Raw genomic sequence first — 13,257 nt, 5'->3', positions numbered from 1 at the left:
CTCAAGAGCACGTCTCCTGCGGAGCCGATCGCAGCCTGCGGCAGCGGCTACAAGGAGCGCGGCAGGCAACGGCAGAAACGAAACGGGGCGCCTCAAGGCGCCCCGTTTGTGTTTCTGCAACCGATCAGAACGCCGGTACCACGGCGCCTTTGTACTTCTCGAGAATGAATTGCTTCACCTCGGGGCTGTGCAGGGCGGCAACCAGTTTCTTCATGGCCTCCGAGTCCTTGTCGTCAGGACGGGCCACCAGGATGTTCACGTAAGGCGAGTCCTTGCCTTCGATCACCAGGGCGTCCTTGGATGGGTCCAGCTTGGCTTCCAGGGCGTAGTTGGTGTTGATCAGCGCCAGGTCGACCTGGGTCAGCACGCGCGGGATGGTCGCGGCTTCCAGCTCACGGAATTTCAGGTCCTTGCTGTTCTCGGTGATGTCTTTGACCGTGGACAGGATGTTGTTGGAGTCCTTGAGCTTGATCAGGCCGGCTTTGGCCAGCAGCAGCAAGGCACGGCCGCCGTTGGTGGCGTCGTTGGGGATCACCACGTTGGCGCCGCCCGGCAGTTCTTCGAGCTTCTTGAACTTGTTGGAGTAGGCGCCCAGCGGCTCCAGGTGCACGCCGGCAACGCTTACCAGGTGGGTGCCCTTGGCCTTGTTGAACTCATCCAGGTACGGCTGGTGCTGGAAGAAGTTGGCGTCCAGGCGCTTTTCCGCGACCTGCACGTTCGGCTGGATGTAGTCGGTGAAGACCTTGACCTTCAGGTCCACGCCTTCCTTGGCCAGCGCCGGCTTCACGAATTCGAGGATCTCGGCGTGAGGCACCGGGGTGGCGGCCACGGTCAGGGTGTCAGCGGCGTGCGCGGAGAACGCGGCAACGGCGGCGAAAGCGACGAGTAGTTTTTTCATCCAGCTAGCTCCTTGTGAGGCGCCCGGTGCCGGACGCCTGCCGGCCAGGGCCGACTTATTTTCGGGAAAAGTGCACCACCAGCTTGTCGCCGACGGTTTGCAGAACTTGAACCAGCACCAGCAACAGCACCACGGTGACCACCATCACATCGGTCTGGAAGCGCTGGTAACCGAAGCGGATCGCCAGGTCGCCGAGACCGCCCGCGCCTACCACGCCCGCCATGGCGGTGTAGGAAACAAGGGTAATCGCTGTCACGGTAATTGCCGCGAAAATACCCGGACGGGCTTCCGGCAGCAGGGCGTTGGTGATGATCTGCCGGGTGGTCGCGCCCATGGACTGGGTGGCTTCGATGATGCCGCGGTCCACTTCGCGCAGGGCGGTCTCCACCAGGCGAGCGAAGAACGGCGTGGCGCCGACCACCAGGGGCGGGATCGCGCCGGCGACACCCAGGGAAGTACCGGTGATCAGTACGGTGAACGGGATCATCACGATCAGCAGGATGATGAACGGCAGCGAGCGCAGGATGTTCACCAGAAGCGACAGCAGGGCGTAGAGGCTCTTCTGCTCCAGCAACTGGCGCGGGCTGCAGAGGAACAGCAGCACGCCCAGGGGCAGGCCCAGCAGCACGGTGAACAGCAGCGAGCCACCGAGCATCAGCAGGGTGTCGCCGGTGGCCAGCCAGATTTCGTACCAGTCGATATTGGCGAAGAAACTTGTCAGCAGTTCCATTAGCGCAGCACCTCCATGTGGACATCCGCCGCGGTGAAGTGGGCGAAGGCCGCCTCCATGTCACCACCGGTGATAGCCAGGGTCAGTTGCCCGTAAGGGACGTCTTTGATGCGGTCGATGCGGCCGGCGAGGATGCTGTAGTCCACCCCGGTTTCGCGGGCCACGGTGCCCAGCAGCGGCGCGTAGGTGGCATCGCCCTGGAAGGTCAGGCGCACGATGCGCCCTGGCACGTGGGCGAAGTCGTCGCGCTGTTCGCTTTCATCTATCTGCTCGTCTTCCTGGACGAAACGCTTGGTGGTCGGGTGCTTGGGATGCAGGAACACCTCAGCCACCGACCCCTGCTCGACGATCACCCCGGCGTCCATTACCGCCACCTGGTCGCAGACGCGACGGATCACGTCCATTTCATGGGTGATCAGCACGATGGTCAACTTCAGTTCACGGTTGATCTCGGCCAGCAGTTGCAGGACCGACGCGGTGGTCTGCGGGTCCAGGGCGCTGGTGGCTTCGTCGCACAGCAGGATCTTCGGCTTGGTCGCCAGGGCGCGGGCGATGCCGACGCGCTGCTTCTGCCCGCCGGACAGCTGGGCTGGGTATTTCTTGGCGTGATCGGAAAGACCGACGCGGGCCAGCAACTCGGCCACGCGCTGGTCGATCGCGCTGCGCGACAGCTCGCCGGCCAGGGTCAGCGGCAGCGCGACGTTGTCGGCCACGGTCTTGGAGGCCAGCAGGTTGAAGTGCTGGAAGATCATCCCGACCTGCTGGCGGAAGCGACGCAGGCCGTTGGCGTCCAGGGCGGTGACTTCCTCGTCGTCGACGACGATCTTGCCGCCGCTGGGGTTTTCCAGACGGTTGATCAGGCGCAGCAGGGTACTTTTGCCCGCGCCGGAATGGCCGATCAGGCCGAATACCTGGCCGTTCTCGACCTTCAGGCTGGTCGGATGCAGGGCGGGAATATCCTTACCGGCGACCCGGTAGGTTTTATGGACGTTTTGAAACTCGATCACGTAGCGAACCTTGTGGGGCGCGTTAGAAAAGGATCAGCGGTTAGCCGGGCGCGCATTTTAGCCTGTCCGTATAGAGGTTCTTAGCATTTATTTTGTATTCATCCTTCGATTTGGCAATAACGCGATCAAAGGTCATAAAAAAGGAACGGCGCCAAACCTCATCAGTCACTCAATAAGCCACTCGAAAAAAGCCAGGTGCCGTGCCTGGCGATTTTGACCGATGAAGCCCCGCCCCGCCGGGGCTTCGCCAACGAGGAGTTTTGCCTGATGAGCAGCAAGAAGCCAAGCGCACCGAAAAGCCAGCTGGCCGGGACCGATACCCTGGATCGCGGCAACACCAACAGCAAGCTGCACAGCCTGGAGACCTTCCGCTCCGACGCCACCGAACAGGCGTTGCGCACCAACCAGGGGGTCAAGGTCGCCGATAACCAGAACACCCTGAAGGCCGGCGCCCGCGGGCCTTCGCTGCTGGAAGACTTCATCATGCGGGAGAAGATCACGCACTTCGACCATGAACGGATCCCGGAGCGTATCGTCCATGCCCGTGGCGTCGGCGCCCATGGTTACTTCCAGACCTACGAGAATCATTCGGCCCTGACCAAGGCCGGCTTCCTGCGCGATCCGGGCAAGAAGACCCCGGTGTTCGTGCGTTTCTCCACGGTGCAGGGGCCGCGCGGCTCTGGCGATACCGTGCGCGACGTGCGCGGTTTTGCCGTGAAGTTCTTCACCGACGAAGGCAACTTCGACCTGGTGGGTAACAACATGCCGGTGTTCTTCATCCAGGACGCGATCAAGTTTCCCGACTTCGTCCATGCGGTCAAACCCGAGCCGCACAACGAGATCCCCACCGGTGGCTCGGCCCACGACACTTTCTGGGACTTCGTGTCGCTGCAGCCGGAATCGGCGCATATGGTGATCTGGGCCATGTCCGACCGGGCGATTCCGAAAAGCCTGCGCAGCATGCAGGGCTTTGGCGTGCACACCTTTCGTTTCATCAATGCCGAAGGCACCTCCAGCTTCGTCAAATTCCACTGGCGGCCGACAGTGGGCACCTGTTCCCTGGTCTGGGACGAGGCGCAAAAGCTGGCGGGCAAGGACACCGACTTCCATCGCCGCGACCTGTGGGAGGCGATCGAGAGCGGCGATTACCCGGAGTGGGAACTGGGTGTGCAGGTGATAGTCGAGGAAAACGAGCACAAGTTCGATTTCGACATTCTCGACCCGACCAAGTTGATCCCCGAGGAGCTGGTGCCGATCACGCCCCTGGGCAAGATGGTGCTCAACCGCAACCCGGACAACTTCTTCGCCGAGACCGAGCAGGTTGCCTTCTGCCCGGGGCATATCGTGCCGGGCATCGACTTCTCCAACGACCCGCTGCTGCAGGGCCGGTTGTTCTCCTACACCGATACGCAGATCAGCCGCCTCGGCGGGCCGAACTTCCATGAGCTGCCGATCAACCGCCCGCTGGCGCCCTTCCACAACGGCCAGCGCGATGCCATGCACCGCACCACCATCGATAAGGGGCGGGCCTCCTACGAGCCCAATTCCATCGATGGCGGCTGGCCGAAAGAGACGCCGCCCGCGGCCGAGGACGGCGGTTTCGAGAGCTACAACGAACGCATCGACGCGCACAAGATCCGCCAGCGCAGCCCGTCCTTCAGCGACCACTTCTCCCAGGCGCGACTGTTCTTCAAGAGCATGAGCACGCATGAACAGGAACACATCATCGCCGCCTACAGCTTCGAGCTGGGCAAGGTCGAGCGCGAGTGGATCCGCGCGCGGCAGGTCAACGAGATCCTGGCCAATATCGATCTCGAGCTGGCCAGGCGGGTCGCGCAGAACCTTGGGCTGCCGGTGCCCAAGGCGGGCACTGTCGAGGTGCCTGAACTGACCCCCGATCACTCGCCGGCCCTGAGCCAGGCCAACCTGCTGTCGGGGGATATCAAGACCCGCAAAGTGGCGATCCTGGCGGCGAACGGGGTCGACGGCAAGGCGATCGACGCCTTGAAAAAGGCCCTGCAAGCCGAAGGCGCCCACGCCAGGTTGCTGGGCCCGACCTCGGCGCCCGTGACCACGGCGGACGGCAAGACCCTGCCGGTGGATGCTTCCATGGAAGGGCTGCCGTCAGTGGCGTTCGACGCGGTGTTCGTGCCGGGCGGTGCCAAGTCGATACAGGCCTTGAGCGGCGATGGCGTGGCCCTGCATTACCTGCTCGAAGCCTACAAGCACCTCAAGGCAATTGCCTTGCAGGGCGAGGCCGAGCAATTGCTGGATGTGCTCAAGCTGGAAGTGGATGCGGGGTTGATCGTCGGCGGGGATGCCAAGGCGTTGAAGGCGTTCTTCAACGCGCTTGCCCATCATCGGGTCTGGGAGCGGGAGCCGAAGGCCAAGGCGATTCCCGCCTGATGCTGCTGATGCTTCTGTAGGAGCACAGCTTGCGTGCGAAAGGGTTTGGCACCGCGTTAGCGTTCATCACGCATCGCGGGCAAGTCGGATCGCCGCCCGCTCGCTCCTATAGAGGTGGCGTTATTGGGGTTTGCGTGGCGTCAGCACCATCTGTGCCGGGATGTGGCGCAGGATCTGCCGCTCGATCTGCAGGTCGAACTCGCCGTCGAGCTTTTTCACCCGCTTGCTCAGCAGGGTCTTCAGCCAGGGGTAATCTTCGGTGCGTGGCGCCTGGATGCTCACGTCGCACTGGTAATTCACCACATCGGCGGCGATCGCATCGAGTTGCCGACGCAGTTGCTTGATATCACTGAGGTTCAGCGCAATGGTGGTGCTCTCGGCGGCCGGGTCGATCAGCTTGGCTGGCGGCCGGGCTTCAGCTGCCTTGAGTGCGGCTTCGGCTTTTTCCAGCTCGGCTTTACGGGCCTGGGTGATGGCGCCATCGACGCCGCCGGTCAGGGCCGGTGCCTTGGGCATCAGCGCGCGGGCGCGGCTCAGGGCCGTGGCGGCGGCGTTGACATCACCCTTTTGCAACACGATCTGGCTGCGCTGCAGATAGGCTTCGGCCAGCTGGCGCTGGTATTGCTCGAGCTGCGGGTCGTTGGGCGACTGGGCCTGCAAGGCGCTCAACTGGTCTTCGGCGGTGGCCAGTTCGCTGCTGGCGATATTTTGCTGCAGCTGTGCGATGGCCGTGGCCCGGGCGTCGGGCGCTTCAGCCGGCGGCGTGCTCTGGCAGGCACCCAGCAGCAGGGAAAATGCGACAAGGAGCAGATAACGGGAGGCGAACGGCTTCATTCCTGCGACTCTCTAATTGCGCAAAAAGCGAGCAAGTCTACACCCCTCGACGGGGCAGGACAAAACTCAGCAGAAACAATGCGGCCGCCGTGACCACGATCGACGGCCCCGCAGGGGTGTCCTTGAACCACGACAACGCCAGCCCGCCACAGACCGCGAGTATGCCCAGCAGGCTCGCGCCCAGCGCCATCTGCTCCGGGGAGCGGGCGTGACGTTGGGCGGCAGCCGCCGGGATGATCAGCAGCGAAGTGATCAGCAAGACCCCGACGATCTTCATCGCCACCGCGATCACCACCGCGATCAACAGCATCAGTGCCAGGCGCAGCGACGCCACCGGCAAGCCTTCGACCCTGGCCAGCTCCTCGTGCACGGTGATCGCCAGCAACGGTCGCCACAGGGCTACCAATAGCAGCAGGACCGCGGCGCTGCCGCCGAGAATCCACGCCAGGTCGCCGGGGCTGATCGCCAGCAGATCGCCGAACAGATAGGCCATCAGGTCGATCCGCACGTCATGCATGAAGCTTAGTACCACCAGCCCGAGGGAGAGGGTGCTGGGGGCGAGAATCCCCAGCAACGTATCGGAAGCCAGCGGCTGGCGCTGTTGCAGGGTGACCAGCAGCACCGCCAGCAGCAGACAACCGACGGTCACCGCCACCGCCGGGCTGACATCCAGCAGAAAGCCCAGGGCCACGCCGAGCAAAGCGGCATGGGACAGGGTGTCGCCGAAATAGGCCATGCGCCGCCAGACCACGAACGATCCGAGGGGACCTGCCACCAGCGCCAGCGCCAGGCCTGCGAGCAAGGCGTACAACAGAAAATCAGCCATGCTTGCAGCTATCTCCGTGAACATGAACGTGGCCGGCCGCGGCCCCGGTGACCACCGAACCGTGCAGGTCGTGGGCGTGGTCGTGATGGTGGTGATAGATCGCCAGGCTTGGCGCGTTCTGGCCGAACAGCTCGACGAAGGCCGGGTCGCCGCTGACCTGTTCCGGGTGGCCGGAGCAGCACACGTGGCGATTGAGGCAGACCACCTGGTCGGTGGTGCTCATCACCAGGTGCAGGTCGTGGGAGACCATCAGCACGCCGCAACCGTGGCGGTCGCGCAAACGGGTGATCAGGCTGTAGAGCTCGGCCTGGCCGGCGACGTCCACGCCTTGTACCGGCTCGTCCAGTACCAGCAATTCCGGCTCGCGCAGCAGGGCGCGGGCCAGCAGCACGCGCTGCATCTCGCCGCCGGAAATGCTCTGCACCGGGCTGTCGATCACCTGTTCGGCGCCGACTTCGTTCAGTGCGGCCAGGGCTGTCGCGCGGTCCACGCCGGGCACCAGGCGCAGGAAGCGCAGCACCGACAGCGGCAATGTCGGGTCGACATGCAGCTTCTGCGGCATATAGCCGACCCGCAGCTTCGGCTTGCGCCAGACGCTGCCGCTGTCGGGCTTGAGCAAGCCGAGCACGGCGCGCACCAGGGTGGTCTTGCCGGCGCCGTTGGGGCCGATCAGGGTGACGATCTGTCCAGGCTCGACACTGAGCTGGATGTTGTCCAGCACGGTCTGCCCGGCAAAGGTCACCGCGACCTGATCGAGGCGAATCAAGGCATTGCTCATCAAGCCCCCTGGCAACCCGAGCAGAGGCCGACCACTTCGACGGTCTGGCCTTCGACGACGAAGCCGACGTCGCGCGCGCTGCTGATGATCGCGTCGCTGATGGATTTCTGTTCAAGCTCGATGGCGGCGTGGCAGACGCGGCAGATCAGGAACTGGCCCTGGTGCGCGTGTTCCGGGTGATTGCAGCCAACGAAGGCGTTGAGCGATGCGATGCGGTGCACCAGGCCGTTTTCCAGGAGGAAATCCAGGGCGCGGTACACGGTTGGCGGCGCGGCGCGGCGACCGTCCTGTTCGCTGAGCACGGCGAGGATGTCGTAGGCACCCAGCGGCTTGTGGCTTTGCCAGACCAGCTCCAGCACCCGCCGACGCAGGGCGGTCAGGCGCAGGCCTTGGCGGGCGCACAGGGCATCGGCCTCGGACAGTGCGCTGTGTACGCAGTGAGAGTGGTCGTGGGGGCGACTGGCAAGGGGGGTTTTAGGCATGAGCGGCGACGATAATGGTGAGAGACGTTATTATGTTACCCGTTCTTGCCTCTTCGAGTGGTCATCGTGTCCCGACTTTTTGCCCTTTTTGTCGCTTTTACCGCCAGTTTGTTCGTGATCAGCTCGGCCCAGGCCGAAGTCCGGGTCCTGACCAGCATCAAACCCCTGCAATTGATCGCCGCCGCCGTCCAGGACGGCATCGCCGTGCCCGAGGTCCTGCTGCCGCCGGGCGCCTCGCCGCACAACTATGCGCTGCGTCCTTCCGATGTACGCAAGGTGCAGTCGGTGGAGTTGCTGTACTGGATCGGCCCGGACATGGAGAGCTTCTTGCCGCGGGTCCTCAAGGGCCGCACGCTGCCAGCGCTGGCGGTGCAGGACCTGCCAGGCCTGAAACTCCGTCATTTCGCCGAAGATAACCACTCGCACGCTGAAGAAGCCGACGAACATGACCACGATCATCGTCCAGGCAGCCTCGATGCGCACCTGTGGCTGTCGCCGGTCAACGCGCGGGTCATCGCCGACCGCATGGCGCTCGACCTGAGTGCCGTGGACCCGGCCAACGCCGTGCGTTACCAGAGCAACGCCAAGGCCTTCGACCAGCGCCTGGATGCCCTGGATGCCCGTTTGAAAGCCCGCCTGGCCCCGATCTCCGGCAAGCCTTATTTCGTTTTCCATGAAGCCTTCGATTACTTCGAAGACGCTTATGGGCTCAAGCATGCGGGCGTGTTCAGCGTGGCGGCCGAAGTGCAGCCGGGCGCGCAGCACGTAGCGGCGATGCGCACGCGCTTGCAGCAGGTCGGCAAGACCTGTGTGTTCAGCGAGCCGCCATTGCGCCCGCGCCTGGCCGAAACCCTGGTGGCGGGTTTGCCGGTGAAGCTGGCGGAACTCGATGCGCTGGGCGGCTACACCCCGGCCACCGCGCGGGGTTATGAGCAGGTGCTGGAGAAGCTGGGCAACGATCTGGCGGGTTGCCTGGAATCGCTGTAAAGACGGCTGACGCTATTGCGGGCAAGCCGCGCTCCTACAAGAGATCGTAGGGGCGGGCTTGCCCGCGAGGCTTTCAGATGGCGAACGGCAATGGCGTGCTGACCTGCTGGCGCTGGGCCAGGCGCAGCTGGAACTCCATCGGATCGTGAATCAGCACGTCCTGTCCGGCGAAGGACTCGGCGGCGATCAGGCGTGACAGCCAGAATCGCACGCAGGCCACCCGCAGCATGGTTGGCCACAGCTCGGCCTCGGCGGTGGTGAACGGACGCAGGGCCGCGTAGGCGCCCAGCAGGGCCCGGGCGCGCGAGCCGTCGAGCAGGCCGTCGGCGTCGGAACACCAGTCGTTCAGGGCAATCGCCACGTCATACAGCATCGGCCCGGAGCAGGCATTGTAGAAGTCGATCAGCCCGGTCAGGTGCGTGCCTTCGAACATCGCGTTGTCGCGGAACAGGTCGGCGTGGATGTTGGCCCGAGGCAGCGCGAGGATCTTCACCTTCTGCTCGTCGATTTCATCCAGGGCCCGCTGCAGCAGGTCCCGCGCCTGCGGGTCGAGATGGGACAGCATCTGCGAGCCTTCTTCCTGCATCCAGTCCAGGCCACGATCGGTCTTGCGCTTGATCATGTTGTCCTTGGTCGCCAGGTGCAGATGAGCCAGCAGCTCGCCGACTTGCGCGCAATGCTGGGCATTGGCTTCCTTGATGTGCTTGCCGGCCAGGCGCGGCTGCAGCAGCGCCGGCTTGCCGGCCAGCTCGCGCAGGGCCACGCCGTCGGTGGTGCGCAGGGCGTAAGGCACTGGCAGGTCGGCGTCGTGCAGCACGTCCAGCAGTTCGATGAAGAACGGCATTTCCTGGACCGGGCCGCGCTCGACCAGGGTCAGGACGAACTCGCCCTGTTCCAGGCTGATGAAGAAGTTGGTGTTTTCGCTACCAGCGGCAATCCCCTGGAAGTCAAGCAGGCGGCCGAGCCCGTAGGAGGCGAGAAAGGTTTCCAGCTCGGGCCGAGCCAGGGGAGTAAACACAGACATGGTTAAAAACTGCCAGTACGGGCGCCGCTGTCGAGCCAGCGCCGGTTGAAGTTAGGAGTGGTTTACCACTCGAAAATTTTCCACGCCGGAATCAGCATATCCGGCTGGTCAGAACGAATGAAATTGCCATCGGAACCGTCGGCGCGCACCAGAAAGTAGGGTTTGCCGACCTTCGGTGTGACCTTGATGGCGTACAGGAAACCGTTCTGGCGGTACTCCTGGATGGTCTTGTCGCCTTCCGTGCGAATGGTTACTTCCGGATCCGCCGATGGCGCATCCTCCGCCGCAATCACGGCCATCGGCGCGATTGCAATCAGGCTGGCCAGCAGCAAGCGATTTAGTGTGCGCATGATAACCTTGTCCCTTTGTCGTCAACGGTCCCGCTATTCTAGCGCCGGACCCGCCGAAAAGGTTGATCCTGCTCATGAGCCAAGCCCCCCTCGTCCTGGTGGACGGTTCGTCCTACCTGTACCGCGCCTTCCACGCGCTGCCCCCGCTGACCACTTCCAAAGGCATGCCGACCGGTGCGGTCAAGGGCGTGCTGAACATGCTCAAGAGTCTGCGCAAGCAGTACCCGGACAGCCCGTTCGCCGTGGTGTTCGACGCCAAGGGCGGGACCTTCCGCGATGACATGTATGCCGAGTACAAGGCCAATCGCCCGAGCATGCCCGACGACATGCGGGTGCAGATCGAACCGCTGCACGCCAGCGTGATCGCCCTGGGCTTTCCGCTGCTGTGCGTCGAGGGCGTCGAGGCGGACGACGTGATCGGCACCCTGGCCCGCAGCAGCGCGGCGGCCGACCGGCCGGTGGTGATCTCCACCGGCGACAAGGACATGGCGCAGTTGGTGGATGGGCACATTACGCTGGTCAACACCATGTCTGGTAGCAGCATGGACGTGGAGGGCGTGAAGGAGAAATTCGGCGTCGCTCCCGAGCAGATCATCGATTACCTGGCGCTGATGGGCGACTCCTCCGACAACATCCCGGGTGTGCCGGGCATCGGCCCGAAGACTGCTTCCGGCCTGCTGGTGGGGGTGAACGGTGGCCTCAACGAGCTGTATGCACAGCTCGATATCGTCCCGAGCCTGCCGATTCGCGGGGCCAAGACCCTGCCGGCCAAGCTCGAAGAGCACAAAGAGATGGCTTTCCTCTCCTATCAGCTGGCGACGATCAAGGTCGATGTGCCGCTGGATGTCGGCCTGGACGACCTGCACCTGGGCGAACCGGATCGCGACAAACTGGTCGAGCTGTACAGCCTGCTGGAGTTCAAGAGCTGGCTCGACGAGCTGCAGCGCGATGCCAAGCGCCTGGAGTTGAGTGTCGCCGCCTCTGAGCCGGTGGCCGACTTGTTGACTCAGGTCGAGATCGAAGTGCCGGTGGTTGTCGAAGCCCAGTACGAAACCATCCTCGATCAGGCGCGTTTCGATGTCTGGCTGGAAAAGCTGAAGAACGCCAAGCTGTTCGCCTTCGATACCGAAACCACCGGTATCGATGCCCAGCAGGCGCAGCTCGTGGGGCTGTCCTTTGCCGTGCAGGCCAACGAAGCGGCTTATATTCCGCTGACTCACTCCTACCTCGACGTGCCGGAACAACTGGATCGCGACACCGTCCTGCGCGCCCTGAAGCCGATTCTCGAAGACCCGAACAAACTCAAGGTCGGCCAGCACGCCAAGTTCGACATGAATATCCTGGCCAACTGCGCCATTGGCGGCGATCAGGCCAACGGCATCACGGTGCGCGGGGTCGCCTTCGACACCATGCTCGAGTCCTACGTGCTCAACTCCACCGCCACCCGGCATGACATGGACAGCCTGGCGGAGAAATACCTGGGCCATACCACCGTGAGTTTCCAGGACATCGCCGGCAAGGGCGCCAAGCAGCTGACCTTCGACCAGATTGCTCTTGAGCAGGCCGGGCCTTACGCGGCGGAAGACGCCGATGTGACCCTGCGCCTGCATCAGGTCTTGCATGAAAAACTGGCCGCGATCCCGAGCCTGGCCAGCGTGCTCAGCGATATCGAAATGCCCGTGGTGCCGGTGCTGGCGCGGATCGAGCGCCAGGGTGCCTTGGTGGACGCCGACCTGCTGGGCGTGCAGAGCATCGAGCTGGGCGACAAGATGGTGGCGCTGGAGCGTGAAGCCTTCGAGATTGCTGGCGAAGAATTCAACCTGGGTTCGCCCAAGCAACTGGGAGTCATCCTCTACGACAAGCTCGGCCTGCCGGTGCTGAAGAAGACTGCCAAAGGCCAGCCGTCCACCGCTGAAGAAGTGCTGGCCAAGCTGGCCGAGGACGACTACCCGCTGCCCAAGGTGCTGATGCAGTACCGCTCCATGAGCAAGCTCAAGAGCACCTACACCGACCGTCTGCCGGAGCAGATCAACCCGCGTACCGGGCGAATCCACACCTCCTATCACCAGGCAGTCGCGTCTACCGGGCGTTTGTCTTCCAGCGATCCGAACCTGCAGAACATCCCGGTGCGTACCGCCGAAGGCCGGCGCATCCGCCAGGCCTTCATCGCGCCGCCTGGCTACAAGCTGCTGGCGGCGGACTATTCGCAGATCGAACTGCGGATCATGGCGCACCTGTCCCGCGACGAAGGGCTGATGAATGCCTTCCGCAACAACCTCGACGTGCACACGGCCACCGCGGCCGAAGTGTTCAAGGTCGAGCTCAAGGACGTCAGTTCCGATCAGCGCCGCAGCGCCAAGGCGATCAACTTCGGCCTGATCTATGGCATGGGCGCGCAGAAGCTCGGCAAGGACATCGGCGTCGATACCAAGACCGCCAAGGCCTATATCGACACCTACTTCGCCCGCTACCCCGGCGTGCGCGAATACATGGACCGCACCCGCGCCCAGGCCGCGGAACAGGGTTATGTGGAAACCCTGTTCGGCCGCCGCCTGTACTTGCCGGAGATCAACTCCAACAAGCCGCAGGAACGCGCCGGCGCCGAACGTACGGCGATCAACGCACCGATGCAGGGCACGGCGGCCGACATCATCAAGAAGGCCATGGTGGCGGTAGACAACTGGCTGACGGCCTCAGGCCTGGATGCCAAGGTCATCCTGCAAGTGCACGACGAACTGGTGCTGGAAGTGCGCGAAGACCTGGTGGACAAGGTGAGCGAGGAGATTCGCGGCTACATGAGCAATGCCGCGACCCTGGATGTGCCGCTGCTGGTCGAAGTCGGGGTGGGCAGTAACTGGGATGAGGCGCACTGAGGCGAGAAGGCAGTACTTTGGCCGCGGCATAGTGCCGCGGCGAAGGCTAGCGAAGAGCTATT

At 63.6% G+C, this 13,257-nt stretch carries 12 protein-coding genes; 3 read left to right on the top strand and 9 right to left on the bottom strand.

Features of this window, described 5'->3' with window-relative positions; translation table 11 throughout:
• Nucleotides 1–124: 124 nt before the first annotated feature.
• From AC07PQ_RS29460 to AC07PQ_RS29450, 3 genes are read right to left on the bottom strand one after another with little or no spacing between them, the layout of a single operon-like run.
• Complete coding sequence (locus AC07PQ_RS29460) at nt 125–898, bottom strand: MetQ/NlpA family ABC transporter substrate-binding protein (protein WP_493186687.1); 774 nt, start codon at nt 896–898, stop codon at nt 125–127.
• Between the two features lie 55 nt (nt 899–953).
• Nucleotides 954–1,628 carry a methionine ABC transporter permease gene (locus AC07PQ_RS29455; protein WP_007924307.1) on the bottom strand — a complete coding sequence of 225 codons (675 nt, stop codon included), beginning with the start codon at nt 1,626–1,628 and terminating at the stop codon, nt 954–956.
• Nucleotides 1,628–2,635: a methionine ABC transporter ATP-binding protein gene (locus AC07PQ_RS29450; RefSeq protein WP_007924306.1), complete on the bottom strand. Its 1,008-nt coding sequence runs from the start codon at nt 2,633–2,635 to the stop codon at nt 1,628–1,630. Before AC07PQ_RS29450 ends, AC07PQ_RS29455 begins: the two co-directional genes overlap by 1 nt.
• Before the next feature lie 213 nt (nt 2,636–2,848).
• Here AC07PQ_RS29450 and katE point away from each other — a divergent pair, with 213 nt between their 5' ends.
• Entirely contained in the window at nt 2,849–5,041 is a 2,193-nt protein-coding gene (gene katE / locus AC07PQ_RS29445; protein ID WP_493186686.1) for a catalase HPII, read from the top strand.
• Between the two features lie 120 nt (nt 5,042–5,161).
• On the opposite strand, the gene AC07PQ_RS29440 is transcribed toward katE, so the two are convergent.
• Genes AC07PQ_RS29440 through zur form a run of 4 tightly spaced genes read right to left on the bottom strand, consistent with a single transcriptional unit; the run spans nt 5,162 to nt 7,961 of the window.
• The gene (locus AC07PQ_RS29440; protein ID WP_493186685.1) at nt 5,162–5,875 is read right to left on the bottom strand and encodes a PA5502 family lipoprotein; all 714 of its coding nucleotides are present in this window, start codon (nt 5,873–5,875) and stop codon (nt 5,162–5,164) included.
• A gap of 37 nt (nt 5,876–5,912) precedes the next feature.
• A complete protein-coding gene (znuB, locus tag AC07PQ_RS29435) occupies nt 5,913–6,701 on the bottom strand; it encodes a zinc ABC transporter permease subunit ZnuB (RefSeq protein ID WP_007924303.1) in 789 nt (262 codons plus the stop codon).
• Nucleotides 6,694–7,479 carry a zinc ABC transporter ATP-binding protein ZnuC gene (gene znuC / locus AC07PQ_RS29430; RefSeq protein ID WP_007924302.1) on the bottom strand — a complete coding sequence of 262 codons (786 nt, stop codon included), beginning with the start codon at nt 7,477–7,479 and terminating at the stop codon, nt 6,694–6,696. Before znuC ends, znuB begins: the two co-directional genes overlap by 8 nt.
• Complete coding sequence (gene zur / locus AC07PQ_RS29425; RefSeq protein WP_007924301.1) at nt 7,479–7,961, bottom strand: zinc uptake transcriptional repressor Zur; 483 nt, start codon at nt 7,959–7,961, stop codon at nt 7,479–7,481. The genes znuC and zur overlap by 1 nt, the downstream gene beginning before the upstream one ends.
• Before the next feature lie 57 nt (nt 7,962–8,018).
• Between zur and AC07PQ_RS29420 the strand changes: the two genes are divergently transcribed.
• The gene (locus AC07PQ_RS29420) at nt 8,019–8,948 is read left to right on the top strand and encodes a zinc ABC transporter substrate-binding protein (protein ID WP_493186713.1); all 930 of its coding nucleotides are present in this window, start codon (nt 8,019–8,021) and stop codon (nt 8,946–8,948) included.
• 73 nt (nt 8,949–9,021) lie between these two features.
• Here the strand turns inward: AC07PQ_RS29420 and AC07PQ_RS29415 are convergent, their stop codons facing one another.
• Together AC07PQ_RS29415 and AC07PQ_RS29410 are read right to left on the bottom strand one after the other, a co-directional pair.
• Nucleotides 9,022–9,972: a homoserine kinase gene (locus AC07PQ_RS29415; RefSeq protein ID WP_493186684.1), complete on the bottom strand. Its 951-nt coding sequence runs from the start codon at nt 9,970–9,972 to the stop codon at nt 9,022–9,024.
• A gap of 62 nt (nt 9,973–10,034) precedes the next feature.
• The gene (locus AC07PQ_RS29410) at nt 10,035–10,322 is read right to left on the bottom strand and encodes a DUF2782 domain-containing protein (protein ID WP_007924295.1); all 288 of its coding nucleotides are present in this window, start codon (nt 10,320–10,322) and stop codon (nt 10,035–10,037) included.
• Nucleotides 10,323–10,396: 74 nt separating this feature from the next.
• On the opposite strand from AC07PQ_RS29410, the gene polA reads away from it, so the two are divergent.
• On the top strand, nt 10,397–13,195 hold the full coding sequence (gene polA / locus AC07PQ_RS29405) for a DNA polymerase I (RefSeq protein WP_007924294.1): 2,799 nt from the start codon (nt 10,397–10,399) through the stop codon (nt 13,193–13,195).
• Nucleotides 13,196–13,257 lie beyond the last annotated feature (62 nt).

Source organism: Pseudomonas sp. GW821-FHT09E12 (genome assembly GCF_059416085.1).
Note: the sequence above shows the minus strand (reverse complement) of the source record. Positions and strands in the feature narration are given on the sequence as shown.